We start from the raw sequence: 25812 nt of genomic DNA on the forward strand, positions 1-25812 counted from the left end.
GGAATGTGGAAACAAATCGCTCTGTGCGTCAGCCTGCTGGCCGCGCCACTGGCGGCTCAGGAAAAAAGTTTCAGTCTGCAACTGCCCCAATCCCTGAGCGAAACAGGATTTGCCAACCACTTGTTGCCACGCTTTTCCCTGAAAACTGGCATCCGGATTACCCGCGTGCCGCAAGACGCGGATGTCACCATCGGCCACACCGGCACACCGGTTTTTCGCGGCGGCGGCACCCTTTGGCATCTGTCGCAAACCGACGCGCCCTATACGAATGTGTTCAGGGATTGGCTCATGTCCGACATCGGCAAACGCACCATCGAAGCTTTCGCACCGCAAGGCGTACCCCTGTTCAGCGCGCAGGTTGCGACAACGGCGGAAAGTGACCCCCTGGCCCTGACCGGCGATACGGTTCTGGGCGAAACCGTCAGCCTTGAACGCTGCGGGCGCTGCCATGTGGTGAACGACAGCAACCGGATGAAGGCCATCGGTTCGACCCCATCGTTTGCCTTGCTGCGCAGCTTTGACGACTGGCAAGAGCGGTTCGAAACATTCTTCCTGCGCAAACCCCATCCTGCCTTTACTCAGGTGGCCGATGTCACCAGCGCCTTTGCGGCCAACCGGCCCCCGCCCATCGCACCGATAGAGGTGACCCTGAACGATATTGCAGCAATCGTCAGCTTTGTTGCCTTGATCGACGCTGCCGATCTGGGTGCGCCGCTCCAATCTCAATGATCCTTACGCTTGGAGAAGTAATCCTCAGAGGTGCGCACCTGTGGACGCGCGCCGCCCTGAAACGGATTGCCGCTGGAATGAAACTGCGCCTGAATGCGGCAGTTATCACACATCTGGATCATCTTGGCGGCTTCCGAATTTGCAAACATCGCATGTTTACCTGCCAGCTTTTCAGTGATCCTTTCCACGGTGGATTTCACACCAAACAACCCGCCGCATTCGATACAGGCAAATGGTTCCTCTTCGTGCAGCACCCGCTGGGTAAAGGCCGCATCAGTCAAATCCATCTGCGGTTTTAACGTAATCGCATTTTCGGGGCAGATATTGCTACACAGACCGCATTGCAGGCAGGCATCCTCCTGAAAGCGCAGCTGCGGCATGTCTGGATTATCGGCCAAGGCCCCCGACGGGCAAAGCGACACACAAGACAGGCACAACGTACAGGCGTCAGTATCCACCAGAACGGCCCCGTATGGCGCATTTTCCGGCAAGGCCACCAGCGTCGCATCGGGTTGCAACGCCTTGGCCGCCAGCCGCGCCACCTGACGACGCGCGCCGATTGGCAGCACTGGATCACAGGACACCGGTGCTGGACCCTGCGCATAAAGCAGATCACATAGCCCGTCAGGATCAACCGGGTGCAACAACAGCACAGCCCGCGCGCCAGACAGGGCATCCGCCAAAACCGCCTGTGCTTCTATGACCTCCCCCTCTGCTTTGGGGGACATCAGAATATTGACCTGTTCAAATCCGCAGGCCAAGGCCGCCAACATCTCTGCATGGCCAAAACCGGACAGGGCATCGACCTCAAGCGGGATAACCCGCGCCGGCAAACCCCGCCCGAAACGTGCGGCCAGTGCAATCATTTCGGCCCCGAAACCGCCATCATGCACCAACAGCTGCGCCTGTGCGCCGCCCGCCTTACGATAGGTCGAAGCCAGCAAAGACATCCGGCGAAACAGCGTATCAACCGGCGGCGCATCATAGCTGATCGCCCCCGAGGGGCAGACCGCAGAACAAGAGCCGCAACCGGCGCAGATCATCGGGTCAATCGCCACATGTTCACCGGCGGAGAGGATGGCACCGGTCGGGCACACATTCAGACAGTTGGAACAGGCCGGCTGTTCGGCGCGGCTGTGAGCGCAAAGGCTGGGTTCCAGCCGGACATACAGCGGTTTCTCAAAGGTGCCGATGCTTTGCGACGCTGCCAGAACAGCCTGCGCAACCGCCGGCGGATGCTGCGGATCGGCACGCAGATACCCTTCGCGTTTCTCAGGGGCAGGAAACAGGGCCAGCCCACCACTCAGGTCCAGAATAATATCGCACTCCGACACGGCACCACTTTGCGGCGCGCCCAGCTCAAAGGCACCACGCCCGCCAAGAGTCAGTTGTTGCAGCCCGTCGAAATGCACCGTGAACCCACCCAATGCACCGCTTGCACGGCGTATTTTTCCAACCACACAGTCAAACCGACGGTCAGTCGGAATCTGATCCGCCGAACTCAACAAAACCGTCACTGCCAATGTATCGCAAAGATCCGTTGCCGCCTTTACGGCTGCATCACCCCCGATGATCAAACATGTACCTTCGGAAATCACATCAACGGAACGGCCAGTCTGCACCGACATCGCGGCTTCGGCGGCAAGTGCTGCCATCTTGGGCGTGGCATCCCCTTCGCCCCAACCGGCCCGGTCCCGCAGATCAACAAATTGCGGAATTTCCGCGTCCACTTCTTCGGCAAGCTCTTCAAATCGCTGACGTTCTTGTTGACAGGCCAGCACCGCATCGCCCTGCGCTATCTCCTGCGCAGCGGCATCAATCTGCATGCCACACAGGTTGGTGTAGACCTTTGAACAAGCAAGCCCCGTCATATTGGAAAGCGCATCGGAATCAAGGTGTTGCGACCCCAGACAATCACATAGAACAAGTTTCTTCGACATGAAAACGCCCCCCTTGATACGGCCCAACAAAGGCGCGCCCGTCAGGCTAGCCGTGATTCACCCGCGGCGTAAACCATGTTTTGCCCTTTGCCGTCATCCGCGAAAATGCTGCGCTCGCAAAAGAAATTTTTTCAAAAATCGCCAAGTTGCCAAAAACGGACTTCCAGCCCCCAATCCAGCACGCTATTGCCCCGATTCCGGAATATCCGTTCTTGCTGCACCGCCGAAAGGCGCGCGGCGGTTCGGGTTTGCGGTAAAAATCACTTTGTCTTTGCGTCACCGTCGGTCACACTCAGGACATGCTCTAGAAAACTCCGGGGGTCGTTTGACCGAAAGTTCACGAAAGTCTGTTTCGCTTCCGCTCGGCATTGTGATCCGCAAAGTGCCCGGTGTGACACGATGGGCATCGCACGTCTGGCAGGCGGTTGCGGTTTTGCCCGGTGCCACTGATGCTGCATGGAAAGAGCTGCGCCGCGACGGCGATGCCGTGGAGTATCACGCCACCACCCTGCCGCTTGAACTGTTTCGCACCGATACCGAAGCTTATCTGCACGGGCTGTCCGCCAAGGTACCCGCAATCTATGTAGTGATGCGCGAAACCGGCAGGCCGCACCCGCTTGAGGTGGTATTGGCCACCGCCTCCCCCTACGAGGCGCAGGATTATGCCGACACTGGCGAGGAACTGGTTGAGAAGGTTCCAATGCCCGAGGGGCTGATCGCCTGGGTTCGGGACTATGTCGAAAAGCATCACGAGGACGAGGTGTTCGTGAAACGGCGTCGCGACAAATCCCGCGTCGATCACCAGCAGGACGGCATCGGCGATGCCCGCATCCGCCAGACCGCAGACGTCTATCGCGCCCCTTCCAAAAAGGCTGCACTGCAATGAGTGGCAATGATTTCTGGGCCCGTCGCAAGGCCGCCGTTCTGGCCGAAGAAAAAACGGCCAAGCGCGCTTTGGAACAACAAGCGCTACACCAAGAGCAAGCGGCATTAGAAGAGAAATCCGATGCCGATATCCTTGCCGAGTTGGACCTGCCCGATCCTGACCAATTACAAATGGGTGATGATTTTTCGGCGTTCATGGCCAAGGCCGTGCCGGACAGAATCCGCCGGCGTGCGTTGCGCACGCTTTGGCGGTCGAACCCGGTTCTGGCAAATGTGGATATGCTGGTCGATTACGGCGAGGATTTCACCGACTCTGCATTGGTCGTTGAAAACATGCAGACCGCCTATCAGGTCGGCAAGGGCATGTTGAAACACATCGAAGAAATGGCCCGTCAGGCAGAAGAACAAGAGACCCCGCCGCAGGTGCAGGCACACGAACCCGATGACGCACCCGCATCACAAGACGATCCGGATTTGAGCGATGCACCAGTCGCGGCACAGGCCGCATCTACGACCATCGCACCGGTTGACGCATCAATGGAGGATGCAGATGATATTCATCCCGAAGCAACGCCGCGCAGAATGAAATTCACAATACTTAAGGAGGGCGCCGCGTGACCACTATCGAAGACACAAAGATCCCTTCCGAAGACCGCTTGCGCGCCGATCTGTACAATTTCCTTGGCCTGTTGTTGTCAGGACCACCGGGGCAAATTTTGCTGGATCAATGCGCGGGCCTGACCGGCGACGCCAGTGATCTGGGCAAGGCCATTGGCAGCCTGTCGCGAGTCGCAGGCGTGTGCAAACCCGCCAAGGTTGAAAGCGAATTCAACGCTCTGTTTGTCGGGCTGGGCCGGGGCGAGTTGTTGCCCTATGCCAGCTATTACCTAACGGGGTTTCTGAACGAAAAACCATTGGCCAGCCTGCGTACGGATATGGCGATGCGCGGCATGACCCGCTCGCCCAACGTCTATGAACCCGAAGACAACATCGCGTCACTGATGGAAATGATGGGCGGCATGATCGTTGGGCGTTTCAGCACCCCTGCAACGCTGGCCGACCAAAAGGTGTTCTTCAACAGACATATCGCACCATGGGCCGGACATTTCTTTTCTGACCTCGAAGCGGCGAAAAACTCGGTGCTTTATGCTTCCGTGGGCAGCGTCGGACGGGCGTTCATGGAAATCGAACGCGAAGCATTCAGAATGACAGCGGCCTGATCGGGGCCGCGTTTAACCGGCGGGGATGCCCGCCAACACAAGGGAGGGAGACATCCCCATGACCAAGAAGACCGAAGACGGCGCGAGCCGGCGCGATTTTCTAAAATTTGCCGGTACTGCGGCACCTGCTGCGGCCGTGGCGCTGACCGCAGGCACATCAGCGGCAGAGGCCAAACCGACCGACCTTGCATCCGAAACCATGCAAGACACGGCGCATACCCGCGCATACCTTGACAGCGCCCGCTTCTAGGACGCCGTAAACAGACGATCCAAAGACGACTGGTTGCGTGACGCCCGACTGTCTGAGGCCAAAATATTAACCAAGCAAGCAAGGGCCACGCCCGCGCAAGCAAGGGAGAACGAAAATGCTTAGGAAAAAGACCAACGGGGTTGCGCGACGCCCCCAGCGGACCGGCATCCTGTCTGACATCGCTGAAAAATCTGTTGACCGCCGTGCATTCCTGCGCGGGTCCGGTCTGGCCATCGGGGGGCTTGCCGCGATCTCGGCCACTGCCGGTTCGGTCACACAGGCCAATGCGGCAACCGCCGTTGACGGCGCAGTTGAAACCATCAAATCCGTTTGTACCCACTGTTCTGTGGGCTGCACCGTGATTGCCGAGGTCAGTAATGGCGTCTGGACCGGGCAGGAACCCGGTTGGGACAGCCCGTTCAACCTTGGGGCACATTGCGCCAAAGGGGCCGCCGTGCGCGAACATGCCCATGGTGAACGCCGCCTGAAATACCCGATGAAGAAAGAGGGTGGCGAATGGAAACGCATTTCATGGGATCAGGCGATCAACGAGATCGGCGATGGCATGATGGACATCCGCGAGGAAAGCGGGCCGGATTCCGTTTACTGGTTGGGATCAGCCAAGCATAACAACGAACAGGCCTATCTGTTCCGCAAGTTCGCCGCCTATTGGGGCACCAATAACGTCGACCATCAGGCGCGGATTTGTCACTCTACAACGGTTGCGGGTGTCGCCAACACATGGGGCTACGGCGCCATGACCAATAGCTACAACGACATTCACAATTCCAAAGCGATCTTTATCATCGGTGGCAACCCCGCCGAAGCGCATCCTGTATCCCTGCTGCATCTGCTGAAAGCCAAAGAACAGAACAACGCACCGGTGATCGTCTGTGATCCCCGCTTTACCCGCACGGCGGCCCATGCGGATGAGTATGTGCGTTTCCGTCCCGGCACCGATGTGGCGCTGGTCTGGGGCATTCTATGGCACATCTTTGAAAACGGCTGGGAGGACAAAGAATTCATCCGCACCCGTGTCTGGGGCATGGACCAGATCAAGGACGAAGTCAGCAAATGGACTCCTGAAGAAGTCGAGCGCGTCACCGGTGCGCCGTCAGAACAGCTGCGCCGGGTGGCCCGCACCTTGGCAAACAACCGCCCCGGCACCGTGATCTGGTGTATGGGTGGCACGCAGCACACCAATGGTAACAACAACACCCGCGCCTATTGCGTGCTTCAACTGGCCCTTGGCAACATGGGCACCGAAGGCGGCGGCACCAACATTTTCCGCGGCCACGACAACGTGCAAGGCGCAACCGATCTGGGCGTGCTTTCGCACACCCTGCCCGGCTATTACGGGCTGTCTGCAGGGGCCTGGGCACATTGGGGCCGGGTCTGGGGCGAAGATGGCGAATGGCTGAAGAACCAGTTTGCCATGACCAAAAGCGCCGATGGCAAAGACAAGTCGCTGCAAAACCTCACGGGTATTCCGGTGTCGCGCTGGATCGACGGGGTGCTTGAAGACCCCGACAACATGGACAACCCCGACAAGGTGCGCGCCATGGTTCTCTGGGGACATGCGCCAAACTCTCAGACCCGTCAGAAGGAAATGAAAACCGCGATGGAAAAACTGGATATGCTGGTCGTGATCGACCCTTATCCAACGGTTTCCGCCGTGCTGCACGACCGCACAGACGGTGTCTATCTGCTGCCCGCTTGTACGCAGTTTGAAACACGCGGTTCGGTGACAGCATCCAACCGGTCGCTTCAATGGCGTGACAAAGTGGTCGATCCCCTGTTCGAAAGCTTGCCGGACGAGGTGATCATTGCCAAGTTCGCCACAAAATTCGGCTGGGCAGACCGCCTGTTCCGCAACATCGAAATGGACGATGCCGAAACGCCCAATGTTGAATCCATCACCCGCGAGTTCAACCGTGGTATGTGGACTGTCGGCTATACCGGCCAGTCGCCCGAGCGCATCAAGAAGCATATGGCGAACCAGCATACCTTTGACCGCACAACGCTGCAGGCCGTTGGTGGCCCCGCAGATGGCGATTACTACGGCATGCCATGGCCCTGCTGGGGCACCGCCGAGATGAATCATCCCGGCACACCCAACCTTTATGACATGTCCAAACGTGTGTCAGAGGGCGGGCTAACCTTCCGTGCCCGTTTTGGTGTGGAACGCGACGGTGACAATCTGCTGGCCGAAGGCGTCTACAGCAAGGATTCCGACATTCAGGACGGCTATCCCGAGTTCACGTTCCAGATGCTGGTAGATCTGGGCTGGGACAAGGAATTGACAGACGCCGAACGTCGTTCGATCGCACAGGTCGCCGGTGTTTCGCTTGGGGATGTCAAAGAAGGGGATGTCGGCAATGCCGATGATGGCGAAGCGGCAACCGACACGGCATCCGCCAGTGGCCTGACATCAGGCACCGGTACACAGGGCGCAGACGAAGAAGTCGGTGAACAATCCATGTCGCCCTTCCCGTCGGACTTCAACGAGAAGGCCAGCAAAATCAACTGGAAGACCGACCTTTCCGGCGGCATCCAGCGGGTTGCGATTGCCCATGAATGTGCGCCCTTCGGCAATGCCAAGGCCCGTGCGGTTGTATGGACCTTCCCCGATCCGGTACCGGTCCACCGCGAACCGCTTTATACCAACCGCCGTGATCTGGTTGAGGATTACCCAACATATGAGGATCGCAAGTTCTATCGCCTTCCGACCATGTACGCCTCGATCCAGAAACAGGATTTCAGCAAAGACTATCCGATCATCCTGACATCGGGCCGTTTGGTGGAATACGAGGGTGGCGGCGATGAAAGCCGCTCGAATCCGTGGCTGGCCGAACTCCAGCAGGACATGTTTGTCGAAATCAACACACGCGACGCCAACAACCTTGGGGTACGTGACGGCAAACAGGTCTGGGTCGAAGGCCCCGAAGGCGGCAAGGTCAAAGTCATGGCCATGGTCACCGAACGGGTCGGCGAAGGTGTCGCCTTTATGCCGTTCCACTTTGGTGGTCATCTTGAGGGCAAGGACCTGCGCAGCAAATATCCTGATGGTGCCGACCCTTACGTACTGGGCGAAAGCACCAACACCGCCCAGACTTATGGCTATGACTCAGTCACCCAAATGCAGGAGACAAAATGTACTCTCTGCAAAATTTCAGCAGCATAAGGAGACTAACCAATGGCAAGAGCAAAGTTTCTCGTCGACGCCGAACGCTGCATTGAATGCAACGCCTGCGTCACCGCCTGTAAGAACGAACACGAGGTTCCATGGGGCATCAACCGGCGCAAGGTCGTCACGATCAATGACGGCAAACCGGGCGAACGGTCGATTTCCGTGGCCTGTATGCATTGTTCCGACGCGCCCTGCATGGCGGTCTGTCCGGTGGATTGTTTTTACCAGAACGAAGAAGGCGTGGTTCTCCACTCCAAAGATCTGTGCATTGGCTGTGGCTACTGTTTCTATGCCTGCCCCTTTGGCGCACCACAGTACCCGCAGGCTGGTAACTTTGGGTCCCGTGGCAAGATGGACAAATGTACCTTCTGTGCTGGTGGCCCAGAGGAAAACCACTCGACGGCAGAATTCGCCAAATACGGGCGCAACCGGATCGCTGAAGGCAAACTGCCGATCTGCGCCGAAATGTGTTCAACCAAGGCGCTTTTGGCGGGCGACGGCGACATCGTTTCCGGCATCTACCGCGAGCGCGTCGTTGCCCGCGGCTTCGGTTCCGGTGCATGGGGCTGGGGCACGGCCTACGATCAAAAAGGCGGTTGAACCCCTTTGCCCGAATATGTGAACACCAAAGGGCGGTCCAGCGGGTCGCCCTTTTTCGCCCAACACCCTGTAAGGATCTGACATGCTGCGCGCCCTGACCGCTTTGTTGCTGACCCTGTTGTTTGTTTCATCCGCAACTGCCCAAGACACCGCAATGCCCGACCGAAGTGCCACCGGCGGGGCACAGACCCTACAGGATATTCTGGCCCGTCAGAACGGCGCGCAAGTGGACAATGCATTCCGCAGTCAGGCCACCGGCAACCCTGACAGCGCCGCCGGCATGGCAGAACAGCTTGGCACTTTGGGCGGCACATCCGACCCCGAGCTTTGGCGCGCGCTGCGCTTTGGCACGGCTGATATCACCACTGCAAACAGAGGGCCGGCCGCCACGGTATTGGTGCAGGACGGTGGCATGAAATGGCTGCTGTTCCGTCAGGGACCCCTGGCAACCTATGGCGCCTATCTGTTGATCGGCACGATTGTTCTGCTGGGCCTGTTTTATCTGATCCGGGGCCGCATCACTATCGACGGCGAAAAAACCGGTCACAAGCTTCTGCGGTTCAAGATGATCGAGCGTTTCGGGCATTGGTTGCTCGCAGGTTCATTTCTCCTGCTGGGTCTGACCGGCCTAATTTCCCTGTTCGGACGCAAGGTGCTGATCCCGGCTTTTGGCCACGAGGCTTTTGCCTTTCTCGCGGTCGGCTCCAAGTGGGTGCATAATAATGTGTCCTGGGCCTTTATTCTGGGGCTGGTGATGATCCTTGTCATGTGGGTCATCCATAACCTGCCCGACCGCACCGATATCAACTGGCTGGTGAAAGGCGGCGGGATTTTCTCCAAGGGACACCCCCCCGCCAAGAAATTCAACGCCGGTCAAAAGATGATCTTCTGGTCGGTGATCATACTGGGCACCTCTATTTCGGTTTCCGGCGTTTCGCTGCTGTTCCCCTTCGAAATCAACATCTTTGCCGCAACCTTTGCCAAACTAAACGCCCTTGGTATTTCCGGCCTGCTTGGGTTTGGCGAATTGCGCGAAGTGCTGGCACCACATGAGGAAATGCAGTACGCGCAGCTGTGGCATGCCGGCGTCAGCTTTGTCCTGATGGCCATCATTCTTGCCCATATCTATATCGGCACCGTGGGCATGGAAGGGGCCGCCGACGCCATGACCACCGGCGAGGTAGAGGAACAATGGGCCCGCGAACATCATTCCCTTTGGGTTGACGAGGTGATGCCGCCGGATACAAAATCCACAACCAAGGCGACGCCGGCAGAATAACCATGCTAAGCCCTAGACCGACACACCGAAACGCTACTGAAAGAGACCCAAGATGAAAGCCATGCTGCTCGCCTTTTTGGCTGTTGCCGTCATCGCTGTCGGCGCAAACACAGTGCTTGAACAGGCCGGGTTCTCTGTTCAGGATCGCATGGCTGGCCCTGCGGTCCGCCTGAGCCACTGAACCCAACCGGGCCGGTTAGGAAACACCGTCAATGACCGATATATGGGCTGGTATTCAGGCCGCCTTCCGGCTGATCCTGACGCTTGATGCTGATCTGGTAGAGATCACATTGCTGTCACTTCAGGTCAGCCTGTCCGCGCTGGTGGTTGCCTCAATGATTGCCCTGCCCTTTGGCACATGGCTGGCCATTCGCCGGTTTCGCTATCGGCGGGCCGCGATTGCCACACTGAACGCGCTGATGGGGCTGCCGCCGGTTGTGGTTGGCCTGATTGTCTATCTTCTGCTGTCGCGCTCAGGTCCGTTTGGCGTGCTGGGGCTGTTGTTCACACCAACGGCAATGATCATTGCACAGGTCATCATCATCACACCGCTGATCGCCTCGATCACCCATCAGTCGATGCGCGAACTTTGGGCCGAATACCACGACCTGCTGATTTCGCTGAACACCAACAAACGCCAGCGCGTCATCACCCTGATCTGGGACGGCAGACGCACCCTGATGACAGCCGCACTGGCGGGCTTTGGCCGCGCCATTGGCGAGGTTGGGGCCATCATGATTGTTGGTGGCAATATTGATCATGCAACCCGTGTGTTAACCACGGCAATTGCCCTTGAAACCGGCAAGGGTGATTTTGCCCTCGCATTGGGTTTGGGGTTTGTCCTGATCGCGCTTGCGCTGGTGGTTAACCTGACCATCCATGCCCTGTCACGCACCGAACGCGAGGGCACATGGTAGAGCCGCAGATGACAGTCACCCTTGCCGATGTGGTGGTGAAACGGCGCGGTAAAACCGTGCTGGGTCCGGTAAACCTCGACCTTGGCACGGATGGCTTCACCATCGTGATCGGCCCGAACGGTGCGGGCAAAACCACCCTGCTCAAGGTGCTGCACGGGGTCGAACGCATTTCCGCCGGCACGGTGAACTGGTCGCTGCCCGATGATCAGGCCCGACAGGCGCAGGCCTATGTGTTCCAAAGTCCGATCATGCTGCGCCGGTCCGTGCGGCAAAATCTATCCTACCCGCTTCAGCTGCTGGGCGTGCCAAAATCCGAAATCGCCCACCGTGTCACCCATTGGGCGGGTCAAATCGGACTGGAGGATGCGCTTGATTTTCCCGCGCCGCGCCTGTCGGGTGGCGAGAAACAGAAACTTGCGCTGGCGCGGGCCTTGATCCGCCACCCCAAGGTGCTGTTTCTTGACGAACCCTGCGCCAATCTGGACGGGCGCTCCACCCGCGAGATCGAAGCTCTGCTCAGCACCGCAACCCAAGCAGGCACGCGGATCATCATGACGACCCACAATATCGGCCAGGCCGAAAGACTGGCCACAAACGTCTTGTTTCTCCTCAACGGAAAGGTGCATGAACGCGGTACCGCATCCGGTTTTTTCAATGCCCCGCACACCCCCGAGGCCCGGGCCTTTCTCAAAGGAGACATCGTAGAATGATACGCTCAATTCTTGCCCTTATGCTTGTTTTTACCACACAGCTTCATGCCGAAACCATGAAGCTCGCGGTGACCACCAGCTTTAACAATTCCGGCCTTTCGGATGTGCTTCTGCCGGAAATCAAATCGGATACCGGCCTTGAAGTGCAACTGCTGATCGTGGGTACGGGACAGGCCATCCGTCTGGGCGAAGCCGGCGATGTCGACGCCATTCTGGTGCATTCCAAACCCGCCGAAGAGGCATTTCTGGCGGGTGGCCATGGCACCCATCGTCGTGAAATCATGTACAATGATTTTGTGCTGATCGGCCCCGCCGCCGACCCTGCTCAGATCAAAGGCAGCGCCACAGCAGTTGACGCATTGCAACATGTCGCGAAAGCCAAGGCCCCCTTTGTCAGCCGCGGCGACGACAGCGGCACCCACAAGAAAGAGCTGTCCCTTTGGCAGGCGACAAATCTTGACCCCGAAACCTTTGGACCGTGGTACAAGGCCGTCGGGGCCGGCATGGGCGCAAGCCTGAACACCGCATCGGGGCTTGACGCATATATCATGGCCGACCGCGCCAGCTGGTTAAACTTTGGCAATAAAGCCGGTCTCGAACTGCTGTTTGCGGGTGATCCGGTCCTGTTCAACCAATATGCCTATCTGCCGGTGAACCCCGCACGCCACCCCCATGTCAAAACAGACGCCGCCGCCGCATTGGAGGAATGGCTGGTCTCGCCCAAAGCCGCAGAGTTGATCAACGATTACAAAATCAACGGCGAGGCCCTGTTCGTGTTCAACGCCAAACCCTGAACACAATTTTCGTGAATACCGACGCGGGCAATCTGAATGTTGCCCGCCCCAGGTTTACTTGCACCCGCCTGACGCCCAGGCCCGCAGGTTCAATTTGAAACCGCCCCCATAGGGGTGTTTCTTTGAGACCGCAGTGTCATTGCCCGCATTCACATAGGTGGTGCCTTGGGTACACAAGGCCTCCTTGGTCCATTGATGGCAATTGGAACAGGACTGCTCTTTCCAAAGCTCCTCTGGCAACCCCTCGATCGGCGCAAACACAGGTGACAAAGTCACCAGCTCCTCAATGCTTTTCTCCATGATCGCCGGATCGCCACTGGTGAATGGCATGGCAAAAGTCAGCTCAGGCCCCATCGGTGCCGCCGCCGCGCGGGAGGCAACAACCGTCTCTTCCGCTGCGGGCTCAGCGTTGTCACGCTTGGCCTTTTCGGCCAGAATTTTCAACTCAAAGGCTGCAAACTCTGCATAAATCCCCTCAGGGAAGGCCGTCAGATAGGCCTCGTAATCCGCAGCACTGCCAGAGCTTTGGGCAACGCCGATCAGGCGCTGCTGCTCTGCACTGGTGTCGGCAGGTTCCTGCGCTGGGGTCCGTTCTGCATCCACAATCCGATCCAGCAAGGCGCGCGCTTCCTCAATGTATTTGCTGTTCGGATATCCTCGCATAAACAGGACCACCGGCACCGGATCGGTACTGTCCTTGACCGATGCCCAAAGCTGTTCTTCCGCTTGTTCTTCCTCACTCAGGGGAACCCCCGCCGTGAAAAAGAAATCTCCCGTCAAGGACGAGCTGTCCCACGGTGTCTGTTGACCATCGGTCTGGGCAATCACTTCCACACGCACATTCTTGAACACCTGTTCAATCGGCACACCCGCAACCGGGATCTGATCAGCCAGCGCCCGTGTGAACGGGCTGTTGTCCCCGGTCCCGTCAAGCGCCACCGCGCCCGGTGCTGTGGAATAGGACAAAAAAGTCCCGGTTGGCGATTTCATCTCGGCCAGACCGTTGTCATTCAACTCCGGAATGGCATCGAACGGGTTGTTCCGGCAGGCATCCAGAATGACGATGTTGGTTTTGTTCTTCGCCGAAAACATCTGCCGCAGTACCGCCTGCGCGGGCACGCCCACAAGGCTCAGGTCCGCTGCATTGCCAAGACTGGCATCGGTCGGCAACAGAAAGTTCGACCCAAAGGACTGCACCGCATGACCGGCATAATAGAACAGGCCCGTCGCCTCCTTGCCGCCCTTGCGCAGATCGCGGCCAAACTGGGCAATGGCCCGATTCATCGTGACCTGACTGGCGTCCGACAACATTGTCACCTGAAACCCGCGCGCCTCCAGCGTTTTCGCCATCAGCTCCGCATCGGGCACCGGGTTGTCCAGTGGGGCCACCGAACTATACCCGCCGTTGCCCACGATCAGGGCAATGCGTGGTGCATCCTGTTGCGCCGCGGCAATGCCAGCCACCGCGCATAGCACCACAGCAATCATCAAGGCCATCCGGCCAATCGTTACTCTCACGTCAAACGCCCTTTTGTCATCAGTTACTCAGCACTTTGAATTCAATGCGCCGGTTCGCCCAACGCCCCTTAATGGTATCGTTCGTGGCAATCGGGCTGCTTTCGCCATAGCCTTTGCTGACCAGAACATTCGGATCAAGGTCGCGCGATTGCAGATACCGTTTGACCGATGCCGCGCGTTTTTCCGACAGGCTTTGATTGCTGGCCTCACTGCCAACAGAATCCGTATGCCCGCCCACTTCGATAACCATATTGGGGCAACGGGCGATGATGCCGGCCAGACTGTTCAACAAGGGTTCGCTTTTGGGATCATGGCGCGCACTGCCTGATGGAAAGTAAATATTCCCGGTCCGGGAGAGAATTTCAAACCGCCCTTTACAGGCTTCACGGTCAAAATCCCCTTCCACCTCAAGCGCAACCGATGCCGGTTCTTCTGTCGCTGCCGGTGCAACCGCCGCTGTTGTACCGGAGCGGCCAAAAACGAAATCAAATGAAATCGTTGCCGAGGGCACAATCGTCACATTCGCCGCATCCTGAAGCTTGCCCAGACCTTCGGTCAGATTGAAGTCATCCACGCTCACCGAAATCGGTGTGGTGCTTGCCACGGAAACAAGGTCTTCACTCAGCAGAGTCACGGCGACATCCGCATCAAATGTCTTGCTGACCCCGTGCAAATCCATCGTATAGCTGACCGGCACCGTCTTGCGCCGCACTTTCTCCAGATCATCCAATACCGCGGCGTCGATCTGTGTCTTGATCACCGCAGTCGGGAATTTGAAAGTTTCAAAAAACAGAAACCGCATCCGCACATTACGCAGATCAATCTTTGTATCCACAGAATCCAGCAGGACCCGCACTTCGCTTGCCCCGTCTGGCGCAATCGTGCCCTCCAGTGTGGCAAAGCTGCTGGATTCCACCACAGTCTGTTTCTTTACCGACTGAAAATTCAGCGCGGACATTTCCGGCTGCAAGGTCCAGCCACCCGAAAACGGATTCTGTTGTGCCTGCGCCCCCGCGCCAAAGGCCATAAATAAGACGCTGGCGGCCAGCACAACGGCAACGCCGATATCTCGGAATCTTCTCAAAAAAATCATTTTATTCTCCAGTATGCCCGAAAATCCGGGCAAGAGCGGTTTGGCTTAAATCACCGGTATTCTTACACGACACCGGCTTTCGGGCCATAGATTTTTTATTGCCCGCGGCCCTGCGTGGCCTCGCCGGCCACAAATCGTTCTGCCCGCAACAGATCATCAGGTGTAGTAATCTTGAAATTCGCCGGATCACCGCGCACGATTTGCACCCGCGTTCCCATGGCCCGGACAATTTCAACATCATCGGCTGCGTCGCCCACATAGGATAGATGGGCGCGGTGCAGGGTGTCAAAATGGAACCCCTGCGGTGTCTGCGCGCGCCAAAGACCATCACGCGCCACCGGCGCAATCGCTGCCCCTTCTTCAGCACGCCACAAGGCATCGACAACCGGCAACGCCGCAAAGGCGGCCTGGGCCTCTGTTAGTCCCGCCATGACATCACGCACAATTTGCGGCGTTACAAATGCCCGCGCGCCATCATGCACCAACACCTGAGCGGGCCTGCTGTCTGGCGCGTGACCGGCAAGAGCGTCAAGACCGTTCAAAACCGATTGCACCCGCGTTTCTCCGCCATGGGTCGCAGGCAAAAGACGGCAGTCTTCCACCCCTTGCAACGCATGTGAATACAGGCCCTGATCATCCGCATGAATTACGGTCTGAACCAGCGATATTTCCGGCAGCGATAAAAAGGTCTCCAGACAGCGGCGCAGCGCACAGACACCCGCCACCGGCAGATATTGTTTCGGCGTTTCGGATCCGAACCTGCGGCCCCGGCCTGCCGCGACGATTAAGACCGCCGTTGTGTTACTCAAATGTGCAGGTGACTCGTTCATATCACCTGCACATCTACAACATTATCTGTTCCGTGACAGCCGCGCGTCAGACAAAACTGCGCACCGTGCGCAGCGCACCATCTAATGCCGTGCCTTCCGGGTCTTGCAAGGCCGCTTCACGCAAGCGGTTCATCCACGCCGCAGCATCATCACGCCCTTTCAACAATTCTGCCGCCCCCATGACGCTGCTGAACTTTGTCAGCCCCCGCGCATGAGTGTCAGAATACCCTTTGACCAAACGCCGGTTCTTCAACATCTCGACCGCCAGCGCATAATCGCTTTCCAATACCGCCAGACTATCGGCAAGCCAGGCCTTCAGATGCCCCTCCTCAACCTGATGGCGCCGGGTTTTCATACGATATCGTTTCAGACCACCCAGAAAATGCAGCATGATAAATGCGCGTAATGTATGGGTGCGCAGCCGCCGCCCCTTGCCAAACAACCGCGATAGCAAGGCCATACGCTTCGGGTTGGCCTCCCATTTCGCCCCCATGCCCGCGGGCATCAGGCTCGCCACCTCTTCGGCGCGGGGGTGAAAAAACTCGGTCAACTCAACCAGATTGGCATCACCTGCCCCCATTTCCTGACGGATACGGTCCAGTCGCGGGGCACGGGTTTTCAAATCGGCCACCCGGATGATGTCATCATAGGCCATGGCATTGGCAATGTATTTCGCCGCCGTCGCACTTAGCGCCCATTCCTGCACGACACTGTCGCGCGCAACCACATCTTCCAGCCGGTCAAGATAGACACGCCCATAGGCACAGTCCTGAAAATCAACGACCTTGGTCAACCCCGCCAGCGCCATGTCACGCACCGGTTCGGGCAACCCGTTCGCCCGTGCCAACAGCCCTTGCCACGTCTGTAACTCCGATGCAGGCCCCTGCAACGCAGACACCGGTGCCGGGGCCTCGACTTCCGTCGCCTCTGCCGGCCCGTTTACAGCCACATCAAATCCGGCAGCAAAGGCCCGCAAGGAGGCCTCGACACCCTTGCCACTTGCCCGGATTGCATCTTCGAAAGCTTCTCGCGGGAAGGGCAACGCCCCTGAACCCGCAAGCGCCCCGAACAGGCTGGATGAAATCACCGATCCCTGTTCAACGGCCAACCGGTCCATATCCGCCAGAACAAGCTGTTGCGCAGCAATCTCTGCGGCGGCAATCACCTCATCGGCATTGGCAATACCATCCCCCGGTGCCATCTTTTCCGAAACCGCCAGGGCGCGATGCGTCGATCCGATCAACACCGTTCGGTCCGGAGTCACAAACCCACGTATGATTGACCGGCCTACCTCCATCATCTCTGACGCGATCAGGATATCAACATCCCCCGCCGACGGGGCCAGCGCATAAACCGGCGACTGGTCCGCCGCCGCCATCATCTCGACGTAATACACCGTGGCACCTGTGCGTTGGGAAACCCCCGCAACGCTGGTGGCCTGACAGGTATAGCCCTGCGCCCGCGCCACGGATTCGACCCAGCTGGTTAAAACACCACCACCCTGTCCGCCCACAGCCATAATCACCAGTTTTATAATCTGGCCAGTACGCGGATCGGGGGTCTTTTGGGGTAACACCATGTTCATTGAACCGCCCCTTCCAGCCGCAACCGCCGGTTATCGCGGCGGGTCTGCAACCAGCCGATGACCTTGCTGCGCAAACCGGCGCGCCATGTCTCGAACCCGCTGGGGTTATGCACCACATCCGCCCGGTAGAACGACGGGCATAGAACCGCCGCATCGGCAACTTCGCCGCAGTTCCCGCAACCCACACAGGTCTGATCAATATGCGCAATCGGATCATCCCGTAGCGGATCATCCAGACGCTTTAACGATAGGGAAGGACAGCCAGACAACCGAATACAGGCGTGATCCCCGGTGCAAACATCACTATCCACACCAAAACGGGGCACATCCACGCGCCGGCCTTCCTTGATCGCCTTATTGCGAATGGGTTTCTCGCGGCGTTGCTTGTTCAGCATACATTCAGACGAGGCAACGATCACCTTTGGCCCTTTGAAATCCGTCGTCAGCGCCTCGCGCACGGTGTCACGCACATGACCCACATCATAGGTGTGATCAATCTGGCGAATCCATTCCACGCCGACACCTTTCAAGGCTTCCTTGATCGGATTGCCGGTGGATTTGGTGTCATTCTGCGCGCGGCTTGAAAGAACATCCTGCCCGCCCGTCGCAGCCGAATAATAGTTATCGACGATCACCACCACATTGTCAGACTTGTTGAACACCATGTTGCCAATCGAGGAACTCAGCCCGTTGTGCCAGAAACCACCATCGCCCAGCATCGAAATGGCGCGACGCTCCCCGCCCCCGTCAAAGGCCGCATTCGCCGCAGGGCCAAGCCCGTATCCCATGGTCGCCCCGCCAATTTCAAACGGCGGCAAAGACCCGAACAGATGACAGCCGATGTCGCCGGTGATCTGGTGCTTGCCCAGCTCCTGCTGGACCAGCTTTATCCCGGCAAAGATCGGGCGTTCCGGACAGCCGGTGCAAAACCCTGGCGGACGGATCGGCACGGTTTCACTCAGATCGGGTATCGCCGGTGCCTCCATGTTCGGCGCGCGCACCTGACCGGGCAACATCTCGGGGGCGGCGGATTTCAAAAACGCTGTTACCCCGTCCAACAACACTTGACCGGTATACTCCCCCGCCATCGGCAGCACATCCTTGCCGTAAAGCTTCAGCTGCCGGCCCGCTTTGAACAGAAACGATCCAAGCTGTTGTTCGATGTGATCCGGTTGCCCTTCCTCGACAATCATCACGTGATCCTTGCCGTCACAAAAGGCGTCAAATTCGTCTCTAACAATAGGGTAGGTGACGTTCAGGCAATAGATCGGCACCTCAGTGTTGCCAAACACATCCGCCAGCCCCAGCCGTTGCAGCGCACGGATCAACCCGTTGTACATGCCGCCCTGCACGACGATGCCCAGCTTGGCTTTTTGTGGCCCGAACACCTCGTTCAGCTTGTTTTCGACAATAAACTTTTCGGCAGCCGGCCAACGGTTTTCGATTTTGTCCTGTTCATGCAGATAGGACATCGGCGGCAGAACCACACGGTTAAAGTCGGACTGCGGGTTGGCTATGGCATCCTTAACCGTCATCGGCGGCCGCACGTTATCGCGGGTCGCGAAACTGCCGGTGACATGACAGGAGCGGATTCGCACCATCAACATCACAGGCGTATTGCTGGCCTCGCTCAACTCGAATCCGTCTTTCACCGCTTTGGTAATCGACGGCAGGTTCGGGCGCGGATCCAGCATCCAGAACTGCGATTTCATCGCGAATCCGTGGCTGCGTTCCTGCATGATCGACGATCCCTCGCCGTAGTCTTCGCCGACGATGATCAGCGCGCCACCATTCACACCTGAGGAACACAGGTTCGCCAAAGCGTCAGAGGCCACGTTAACCCCAACCGGCCCTTTGAAAGTGACCGCACCACGGATCGGATAATGGACCGAGGCCGCCAGCATCGCCGCGGCCGCCGCCTCTGACGCATTTGCCTCAAAGCGCACGCCAAGTTCGCCCATCAACTCTTCTGCGTCCGCCAACACATCCATCAGATGCGAAATCGGGGCCCCCTGATAGCCGCCAACATATCCGACGCCGTTTTCCAACAAGGCCTTGGTGATGGCCAGAATGCCCTCGCCCGTAAAGACATCACCATCCCCTTTGCGCAGGTGTTCCACCTCCGCCTTAAATGAGCGTTCAGCCATTTTCTCTCCCTAGAAGTCATGTTTGCGGACGTTGCGCAAAATGCTTTGCAACGTGCCGACAAAGGCGCGTTTTTCCGCCTCGCCAATACCTTTGAACATCGCATCATAAGACGCGGACATATGCGGCCAAAGCCGCCCGTATACTTCGCGACCAGCATCGGTAATGAATACCCGTGTGGCGCGGCTGTCTTGTTGATCGGTCTCGCGGCGGATCAACCCGTTGTGATCAAGCGTGTCTAACGCACGGCTTAGGGTCGATTGCTGCACAACCGCGTAGACTGCCAGTTCACGAATTAGAATACCGTCGATGACCGACAAAACCGCAAGCGAGCGCATCTGCGGCGTGGTCAACCCCTGCTCTGCCATCTCGCTAGCCATCGCCGCATTATAGCGGCCAATGATCCGGTTCATCAGATAGGGCGCGAAATTCTCAAGGCCCATTTCGCCCAAGTCAGGCGCATCCTTGCGCGAGGTCTCTGTTTTATTCATGCGCCCAGTCCTTTTGCAACATTTAACCCGGACCCACCGCCCAGCCCCGGCCCCGGATGGGTTGAGGCACCGATATGATACAGGTTCTTCACCGATGTGCCGTTATTGACCTGCCCGGCGACCGGACGCCAGACAAAGAACTGGTCAAGCGTACACGCGCCGCCATAGGGGTCACCGCCCACAAGATTTACATTCATCTGCTCCAGATCGCGCGGCGAATAGGCCCGCCGTTTCAGCTTGATCCGGTCCCAGTTCTTGATGTGGCGGGACAGGATACCTTCGATCCGGTCGGCAAAGGCCTCGCGCATCTCTTCTGTCCAGTCCGGCACTGTTTCAATCTGGCCGGCGGCATCACCTTTGATGGCGCTTGGCGCATCGGGAATTTGCAGCCACAGGATCGCCTTGCCTTCGGGGCACCGCCCGGGATCAAGCCGGTTTGGCTGTCCCACACAGATGGTCGGCACGGCGGGCAACATCCCACGCTCTGCCTCATTGCTGGATTTTGATACCGCATCAATGCCATCCGTCAAATGGATCAGCGCGACATCCTCCAACCCGGCACTTTGCCATTCAACCGCACCATCCAACGCGTAATGCAGTTGGAAATTACCGCGTCCGTGGCGATATTTCTTGGTCGTTTCAGGCTGTGACTGTCCAGCCAGCAACCCGTCATAAAGCTGCCCCGGGGCAGTACTGGCGATGATATTCTTAGCCAGTATTTTCTCTTCTTGCGCTGTCTCTATGCCGATGGCCCTGCCCTTTTCGACAATGATCTTGGTGGCTTCGACGCCCGTGCGCACAACGCCACCTTTCGCTTCAATCAAAGACCGGAACGCCGCCGCCGCCTGCCCTGCGCCACCTTTGACCACGGGGGCACCTGCCGCTTCCAAAGCAAAGGCAATCACCCGCGACATCTGCCCGCCATAGGTCGCTTCAGGTGTCAAACCAACATGCAACACCCAAGCCGCCCAAAGCGCCTGAACATCTGCCGAGGCATACCGCGTTTCAAGCCAGCCACGCGATGGCTCCAATGCTTCGCCAAACCATGTCTTGAGCGGGCCAAGCCCCTTTTTCCACGCCTGTTTTGCCAGCAACATCAGTGCTTGTCGTGACCACAACGGCTGTCCCAGCAGCGCAAACAGGAAATCGGCATCGGCCTCGATCGCGCCGACATCGGCGGCGTGCTGATCACCATCCCCTGCGCCACATGCATTAAACGCGGCAACATTGGCCGCCCGGTCCATGCCCAAAACAAGGTTCGAGCCGTCCGGGCGCAAAGCCGCTGTGGGGTGGGCGCTGTGACAGAATGCCAACCCGTGTTCGGCCAGATCCTCTGCCAGTCCGGCATAGGCCGGGCTGGTCAGGAACAGCACAAAGGTTGCCGCCATCACATCATGATGAAACCCCGGAAGCGTAACCGCATCAGAAGTATACATACAGCCGCCAACGCGGTCCTCGCGTTCGACCACCAGCACGCTATCGCCTTTGCGCGACAACATCGCGGCCGCCACCAAAGCATTGATGCCCGAGCCGATAATCAGATGATCAAACGCTGCCACAGGATCAGGCCTTGGGCACAAGCGCGAGCGCCCGAATCGGCGATCCGGTGCCGTCCTTGATCTTCAACGGTGCCGCAATCAGCACCGCACCTTTGGCCGGCAATTTCGATAGATTGGTCAAGGACGCCAGACCGAAACAGTTGTCCCGATGCAAAAGGTTATGCGCTGGATAGGGCGGCTCCATCCCGCCGGCCTGTCCCGCATCCGTACCAATGCACTGAGTGCCCCAACCAACAATCTTCTTGCTCAGCAGGTATTCAATACAGTCCGGTGTCGGCCCAGGTGAATGCGGGCCGGTTTCATCAGCATTCAAAAACTTGGCCTCATCATCCACACGCGAATCCCAATCGGTGCGCATGACAACCCATTCGCCCGCACCAATCTCGCCATGCTCTTCTTCCCATGCTTTCACACCCTCTGCCGTCAGCAGGAAATCTTCGTTCTCGGCAGATTGTGCTGAACAATCAATCACGTTGACCGGTGCCACAAGCCGTTGCACGTCCAGCTTGTCAGTGAACCCGTCCGCGTGGTCCTTGCCGGTGATCCAGTGGTGCGGCGCGTCAAAATGCGTGCCAGAGTGTTCTCCCAACACCATCCAGTTCCACGCAAAAAACGGGCCGTCATTGTCATATTCCGAAATCTTGTGAATCTCGACTTTGGGTGTGGCTTTGGCAAAATCTGCCGGCAGCTGGATGATCGGCGTCTCCGGTCCCAAAACGCCTGTCAGGTCGACAACTTCGACCCCGCCAGAAAGGAGCATTGCCCCCAAATTACCTACTACATCTGATCCGTTCATTTCACTCTCCCCTGAAATGCGCAGGTTCTCCCCGCGGTTGTATCCCGATTCAAAGCTAGACAAATTTATATGCGTTTGCAATTATCTTATGGTGGGGGGACGAAACAAATATGCCGAACAAGCCGGATGCAATCATCATTGGTGCAGGCCATAATTCGCTGGCTTGCGCCTGCCATCTTGCCGCACGGGGCTGGAAAGTCGCTGTTTATGAACAGGCTTCTGAACCCGGCGGCGCGGTCAAAACCGGCGCATATACCCAGCCGGGATTTCGCCATGATTGGGCGGCGATGAACCTGTCACTTTTTGCAGGATCGGCATTTCATACTGAAAATGCTGAAGAACTTGCCAAACACGGGTTGGCCTTTGCGCCCACGGGCAATCCCTTTGCTTCGGTTTTCCCAGATGGGCGTTGGCTGGGAATCTCAAACGATGCGGCCCTGACGACCGCCCGTGTGCGTGGGTTTTCACAGGCCGATGCCAGAGCATGGAGCGCCCTGACCGAGAGTTTCCCGTCAGAGGCCGAATCGATTTTTGCGGTGCTGGGGGCACCGATGAACCTACGCGCTGTTTCAACTTTGGGTTGGAATACCTGGCGCAAACGCGGTGGTGGCGGCACCCTTGATCTGGCCCGATTCCTGATGATGTCACCGCGCGCCTGGCTGGATCAAACCTTTGAATCCGATCACGTCAAAGCCACGCTTGCGGCTTGGGGTATGCACCTTGATTTTGCCCCCGACATCGCTGGCGGGGCCGTGTTCCCCTACCTTGAAGCGATGGCGGGACAGGCGTTTGGCATGGTGCTGGGACAGGGCGGGGCCGATACCATGACCAAGGCAATGGTCAGCATGATCGAAGCGCGCGGCGGTAGCGTGCATTGCGACTCCAAGGTGACAGGCATCAAACATGCCGCTGGCCGGGCCTTTGGCATCATCTTGCAGGACGGTACCGTGATTGAAGCGGAAAAAGCCGTGATTGCCAATGTATCACCCGCCGGCCTGCTCAAATTGACCGACGGCACCGGCGATGCGCAGCACGATCAGGCGATGGCCACCTATCAACACGCGCCAGGCACAATGATGATCCATCTTGCCATGGACGCACTGCCCGATTGGAGCGCGCCGGAATTGAAACGGTTCGCCTATGTACATCTTGCACCATCACTCGACCAGATGGCCCGCACCTACGCACAGGCCAAGGCCGGAATGTTACCTGATGAACCGGTGATCGTCTGTGGTCAGCCCACCGTCGTCGATCCGTCACGCGCCCCTGCGGGCAAACACGTTCTTTGGTTGCAGGTGCGTATGGCACCGGGTCAGATCAAGGGCGATGCCGGCGGCACCATTGCTGCCAGAAACTGGCAGGATGCCGCGCAGCCTTTTGCGGATCGGGCGCTGGATATTCTTGAACGCTATGCGCCGGGAACCCGCGGTAAAATTCTGGGCCAGCATATTGTCACACCTGACATGCTGGCGGCGGATAACCCCAATCTTGTCGGCGGTGATCAGATCTGCGGCAGCCATCATTTACACCAACATTTTATGAACCGGCCTGCACGCGGATATGCCGACGGCACGACACCAATCAAGAACCTTTACCACACAGGGGCTGCGGTTTGGCCGGGGGCCGGAACCGGTGCGGGATCAGGCACTATGCTTGCAAGGAAACTAGCCGGAAATTGAATAAATCAGAAACGGATACGGGAGAATCCACATGAAACTATCACGAAGAAATTTGTTAAAGACCTCAGCTGCGGCGGCGGCATTTGCCGCTGTTGGCCTGCCCTCTTTCGCACAGGCGATTGATGAATTGATCATCGCCTATAACGTGAACTTGCCCAGCTGGGACCCGACCGTGGGGCTTTCTGCGGTAAACCCAACAATTCAGGGGTTGTACCAGTCGGTTTTTGATCTGTTCATTCCACAAAACCCCGATCTGTCTTTCGGTTCTGGTATCATCACGGATTACGGTTGGGGCGAAGGCAACAAGACCATCTGGATGGACGTCCGCGACGGTGTCACTTGGCACAACGGCGACCCCCTGACGGCAGAGGATGTCGCCTGGTCGCTGGCCCGTGTGGCAAACCCCGAAACCGGCAGCCCAATTCAGTTTATCTGGGGGAAAATCACCAACATCAAAGCCGAGGGCAACCGGGTTACCGCCGATATGCCCGAATACGAACCAACCTTCTTTAAGTGGATGTCGTTCCTTACGGGCTATGTCATGCCAAAGAAATACTACCAAGAGGTCGGCGCAGAAGGGTTTGAGGCAGCACCAATCGGGACCGGCCCCTATATGGTCGAAAAATTCGAGCGCAACGCCTTTGTGCGCCTGAAGGCCAACGAAAATTATTGGGGCGGCGCGCCGGAGTTCAAAACCGTAACCGTGAAGTTTGTCACCGATGCCGCGTCCCGCGTTGCCGAAGTGGAATCCGGCAATTCACACGTCACTCTTGAAATCCCTTATGAGGAATATAACCGCCTGAAGGACAAGGATGGCCTAGCCGGTGTCGCTGAACCCATCTCTGATATCGGGATGATTTTCCTGAATGACATCGAAGTGATGACAGACCCGAATGTGCGCAAGGCGGCGGCACATGCGATTGACAAACAGTTAATCATTGACCGGCTGTTGTCCGGATTTGGCGTGCCGATCGATACATTGCAAACCCCGGATTACGCAGCCTTCGATGACAGCATCAAGGTCGCCTATGATCCCGAATTGTCAAAGAAACTGCTCGCGGACAGCGGCTATAGCACCGACAACCCTGTGAAATTCAAAATCCAGACCACCAAGGGATTCAAACCCAAGGATTATGAAATGGTGCAGGCCATTGTCGGTCTGTGGCGCCGGGTTGGCATCGAGGCCGAGATCGAAGTCTACGAAATTGCGAAGCACTTTGAGCTGCGTGCCGCCGACCAACTGGCACCGGCTGCATTCTACAACTGGGGCAACTCTGTGGGGGATCCGACAACCTCGACCGGATTTGCCATGTTCGGCCCCTCGCCGCATTCGGTCTGGGACGGCGAGGCCACGTTCAACAAGATCCTGCCGCTTTGGGGTGAGGCCGACGAAGCCAAACGTATCGCAGGTTGGAAAGAGGTGGACCGAAGCATCGCGGAAAACGCCGAGGTCATTCCACTTCTGCAATATGTGCAGCCCATTGTGCATACAGCGGGCATCACCGTCGTGCCGCATCGCTCCGGTGCTTTGCTGCCGCATCTGATGACCCGTTCTTAACGGCATCCCTTCGGTCTGGCGGGGGGCACTTTGGTGCCGCCCCG

23 protein-coding genes are annotated in these 25812 nt (G+C 57.9%); 14 read left to right on the top strand and 9 right to left on the bottom strand.

Annotation, left to right across the window (positions count from 1 at the left end):
* The first annotated feature begins 3 nt into the window (after positions 1-3).
* The gene (locus tag HKX44_RS17895) at positions 4-729 is read left to right on the top strand and encodes a hypothetical protein (RefSeq protein WP_276152682.1); all 726 of its coding nucleotides are present in this window, start codon (positions 4-6) and stop codon (positions 727-729) included.
* Here HKX44_RS17895 and HKX44_RS17900 read toward each other — a convergent pair.
* Complete coding sequence (locus HKX44_RS17900) at positions 723-2669, bottom strand: 4Fe-4S binding protein (protein ID WP_276152681.1); 1947 nt, start codon at positions 2667-2669, stop codon at positions 723-725. The genes HKX44_RS17895 and HKX44_RS17900 overlap by 7 nt on opposite strands.
* Positions 2670-2994: 325 nt before the next feature.
* Here HKX44_RS17900 and HKX44_RS17905 point away from each other — a divergent pair, with 325 nt between their 5' ends.
* From HKX44_RS17905 to HKX44_RS17955, 11 genes are all read left to right on the top strand, one after another.
* On the top strand, positions 2995-3555 hold the full coding sequence (locus HKX44_RS17905; RefSeq protein WP_276152679.1) for a DUF3305 domain-containing protein: 561 nt from the start codon (positions 2995-2997) through the stop codon (positions 3553-3555).
* Entirely contained in the window at positions 3552-4172 is a 621-nt protein-coding gene (locus HKX44_RS17910; protein WP_276152678.1) for a DUF3306 domain-containing protein, read from the top strand. Before HKX44_RS17905 ends, HKX44_RS17910 begins: the two co-directional genes overlap by 4 nt.
* A complete protein-coding gene (locus HKX44_RS17915) occupies positions 4169-4774 on the top strand; it encodes a molecular chaperone TorD family protein (RefSeq protein WP_276152677.1) in 606 nt (201 codons plus the stop codon). Before HKX44_RS17910 ends, HKX44_RS17915 begins: the two co-directional genes overlap by 4 nt.
* 58 nt (positions 4775-4832) lie before the next feature.
* Entirely contained in the window at positions 4833-5024 is a 192-nt protein-coding gene (locus HKX44_RS17920) for a twin-arginine translocation signal domain-containing protein (protein ID WP_276152676.1), read from the top strand.
* Positions 5025-5139: 115 nt separating this feature from the next.
* Positions 5140-8208 carry a formate dehydrogenase subunit alpha gene (locus tag HKX44_RS17925; RefSeq protein WP_276152675.1) on the top strand — a complete coding sequence of 1023 codons (3069 nt, stop codon included), beginning with the start codon at positions 5140-5142 and terminating at the stop codon, positions 8206-8208.
* A gap of 12 nt (positions 8209-8220) precedes the next feature.
* The gene (gene fdh3B, locus HKX44_RS17930; protein WP_276152674.1) at positions 8221-8814 is read left to right on the top strand and encodes a formate dehydrogenase FDH3 subunit beta; all 594 of its coding nucleotides are present in this window, start codon (positions 8221-8223) and stop codon (positions 8812-8814) included.
* Positions 8815-8896: 82 nt separating this feature from the next.
* The gene (locus tag HKX44_RS17935; RefSeq protein ID WP_276152673.1) at positions 8897-10093 is read left to right on the top strand and encodes a formate dehydrogenase subunit gamma; all 1197 of its coding nucleotides are present in this window, start codon (positions 8897-8899) and stop codon (positions 10091-10093) included.
* Between the two features lie 52 nt (positions 10094-10145).
* Positions 10146-10274: a hypothetical protein gene (locus tag HKX44_RS17940; protein WP_276152672.1), complete on the top strand. Its 129-nt coding sequence runs from the start codon at positions 10146-10148 to the stop codon at positions 10272-10274.
* Positions 10275-10305: 31 nt separating this feature from the next.
* Positions 10306-11010 carry an ABC transporter permease gene (locus HKX44_RS17945; protein ID WP_276152671.1) on the top strand — a complete coding sequence of 235 codons (705 nt, stop codon included), beginning with the start codon at positions 10306-10308 and terminating at the stop codon, positions 11008-11010.
* Positions 11004-11720: an ATP-binding cassette domain-containing protein gene (locus HKX44_RS17950; RefSeq protein WP_276152670.1), complete on the top strand. Its 717-nt coding sequence runs from the start codon at positions 11004-11006 to the stop codon at positions 11718-11720. Before HKX44_RS17945 ends, HKX44_RS17950 begins: the two co-directional genes overlap by 7 nt.
* On the top strand, positions 11717-12514 hold the full coding sequence (locus tag HKX44_RS17955) for a substrate-binding domain-containing protein (RefSeq protein ID WP_276152669.1): 798 nt from the start codon (positions 11717-11719) through the stop codon (positions 12512-12514). Before HKX44_RS17950 ends, HKX44_RS17955 begins: the two co-directional genes overlap by 4 nt.
* A gap of 54 nt (positions 12515-12568) precedes the next feature.
* Here HKX44_RS17955 and HKX44_RS17960 read toward each other — a convergent pair whose 3' ends face one another.
* The 8 genes from HKX44_RS17960 to HKX44_RS17995 all read right to left on the bottom strand — a co-directional run bounded on the left by HKX44_RS17960 (position 12569) and on the right by HKX44_RS17995 (position 22531).
* Positions 12569-14032, bottom strand: a complete 1464-nt coding sequence (locus HKX44_RS17960) for a caspase family protein (RefSeq protein WP_276152668.1) — start codon at positions 14030-14032, stop codon at positions 12569-12571.
* Between the two features lie 19 nt (positions 14033-14051).
* Positions 14052-15125, bottom strand: a complete 1074-nt coding sequence (locus tag HKX44_RS17965) for an OmpA family protein (protein ID WP_276152667.1) — start codon at positions 15123-15125, stop codon at positions 14052-14054.
* Positions 15126-15220: 95 nt separating this feature from the next.
* Positions 15221-15955 carry a 2-C-methyl-D-erythritol 4-phosphate cytidylyltransferase gene (gene ispD / locus HKX44_RS17970; protein ID WP_276152666.1) on the bottom strand — a complete coding sequence of 245 codons (735 nt, stop codon included), beginning with the start codon at positions 15953-15955 and terminating at the stop codon, positions 15221-15223.
* A gap of 46 nt (positions 15956-16001) precedes the next feature.
* Positions 16002-17540, bottom strand: a complete 1539-nt coding sequence (locus HKX44_RS17975; protein ID WP_276152665.1) for an indolepyruvate oxidoreductase subunit beta family protein — start codon at positions 17538-17540, stop codon at positions 16002-16004.
* Complete coding sequence (locus tag HKX44_RS17980) at positions 17537-19687, bottom strand: indolepyruvate ferredoxin oxidoreductase subunit alpha (RefSeq protein ID WP_276152664.1); 2151 nt, start codon at positions 19685-19687, stop codon at positions 17537-17539. Before HKX44_RS17980 ends, HKX44_RS17975 begins: the two co-directional genes overlap by 4 nt.
* Positions 19688-19696: 9 nt before the next feature.
* Complete coding sequence (locus tag HKX44_RS17985; RefSeq protein ID WP_276152663.1) at positions 19697-20176, bottom strand: MarR family transcriptional regulator; 480 nt, start codon at positions 20174-20176, stop codon at positions 19697-19699.
* The gene (locus HKX44_RS17990; protein WP_276152662.1) at positions 20173-21735 is read right to left on the bottom strand and encodes an NAD(P)/FAD-dependent oxidoreductase; all 1563 of its coding nucleotides are present in this window, start codon (positions 21733-21735) and stop codon (positions 20173-20175) included. Before HKX44_RS17990 ends, HKX44_RS17985 begins: the two co-directional genes overlap by 4 nt.
* A 4-nt stretch (positions 21736-21739) precedes the next feature.
* Positions 21740-22531, bottom strand: a complete 792-nt coding sequence (locus tag HKX44_RS17995) for a cyclase family protein (protein ID WP_276152661.1) — start codon at positions 22529-22531, stop codon at positions 21740-21742.
* A 110-nt stretch (positions 22532-22641) separates the two neighbouring features.
* Here HKX44_RS17995 and HKX44_RS18000 point away from each other — a divergent pair, with 110 nt between their 5' ends.
* A complete protein-coding gene (locus HKX44_RS18000) occupies positions 22642-24210 on the top strand; it encodes an NAD(P)/FAD-dependent oxidoreductase (RefSeq protein WP_276152660.1) in 1569 nt (522 codons plus the stop codon).
* 31 nt (positions 24211-24241) lie between these two features.
* Entirely contained in the window at positions 24242-25768 is a 1527-nt protein-coding gene (locus HKX44_RS18005) for an ABC transporter substrate-binding protein (protein ID WP_276152659.1), read from the top strand.
* Positions 25769-25812 lie beyond the last annotated feature (44 nt).

This window comes from Sulfitobacter sp. M05 (assembly GCF_029285175.1).
Lineage (GTDB): Bacteria > Pseudomonadota > Alphaproteobacteria > Rhodobacterales > Rhodobacteraceae > Sulfitobacter.

Coding starts and splice junctions, on each gene's coding strand:
- HKX44_RS17925 (WP_276152675.1), top strand. CDS start 5,140: ATGCTTAGGAAAAAGACCAACGGGGTTGCGCGACGCCCCCAGCGGACC.
- HKX44_RS17910 (WP_276152678.1), top strand. CDS start 3,552: ATGAGTGGCAATGATTTCTGGGCCCGTCGCAAGGCCGCCGTTCTGGCC.
- HKX44_RS17935 (WP_276152673.1), top strand. CDS start 8,897: ATGCTGCGCGCCCTGACCGCTTTGTTGCTGACCCTGTTGTTTGTTTCA.
- ispD (WP_276152666.1), bottom strand. CDS start 15,955: ATGAACGAGTCACCTGCACATTTGAGTAACACAACGGCGGTCTTAATC.
- HKX44_RS17985 (WP_276152663.1), bottom strand. CDS start 20,176: ATGAATAAAACAGAGACCTCGCGCAAGGATGCGCCTGACTTGGGCGAA.
- HKX44_RS17950 (WP_276152670.1), top strand. CDS start 11,004: ATGGTAGAGCCGCAGATGACAGTCACCCTTGCCGATGTGGTGGTGAAA.
- HKX44_RS17975 (WP_276152665.1), bottom strand. CDS start 17,540: ATGAACATGGTGTTACCCCAAAAGACCCCCGATCCGCGTACTGGCCAG.
- HKX44_RS17965 (WP_276152667.1), bottom strand. CDS start 15,125: ATGATTTTTTTGAGAAGATTCCGAGATATCGGCGTTGCCGTTGTGCTG.
- fdh3B (WP_276152674.1), top strand. CDS start 8,221: ATGGCAAGAGCAAAGTTTCTCGTCGACGCCGAACGCTGCATTGAATGC.
- HKX44_RS17920 (WP_276152676.1), top strand. CDS start 4,833: ATGACCAAGAAGACCGAAGACGGCGCGAGCCGGCGCGATTTTCTAAAA.
- HKX44_RS17900 (WP_276152681.1), bottom strand. CDS start 2,669: ATGTCGAAGAAACTTGTTCTATGTGATTGTCTGGGGTCGCAACACCTT.
- HKX44_RS17955 (WP_276152669.1), top strand. CDS start 11,717: ATGATACGCTCAATTCTTGCCCTTATGCTTGTTTTTACCACACAGCTT.
- HKX44_RS17940 (WP_276152672.1), top strand. CDS start 10,146: ATGAAAGCCATGCTGCTCGCCTTTTTGGCTGTTGCCGTCATCGCTGTC.
- HKX44_RS17980 (WP_276152664.1), bottom strand. CDS start 19,687: ATGGCTGAACGCTCATTTAAGGCGGAGGTGGAACACCTGCGCAAAGGG.
- HKX44_RS18005 (WP_276152659.1), top strand. CDS start 24,242: ATGAAACTATCACGAAGAAATTTGTTAAAGACCTCAGCTGCGGCGGCG.
- HKX44_RS17895 (WP_276152682.1), top strand. CDS start 4: ATGTGGAAACAAATCGCTCTGTGCGTCAGCCTGCTGGCCGCGCCACTG.
- HKX44_RS17995 (WP_276152661.1), bottom strand. CDS start 22,531: ATGAACGGATCAGATGTAGTAGGTAATTTGGGGGCAATGCTCCTTTCT.
- HKX44_RS18000 (WP_276152660.1), top strand. CDS start 22,642: ATGCCGAACAAGCCGGATGCAATCATCATTGGTGCAGGCCATAATTCG.
- HKX44_RS17945 (WP_276152671.1), top strand. CDS start 10,306: ATGACCGATATATGGGCTGGTATTCAGGCCGCCTTCCGGCTGATCCTG.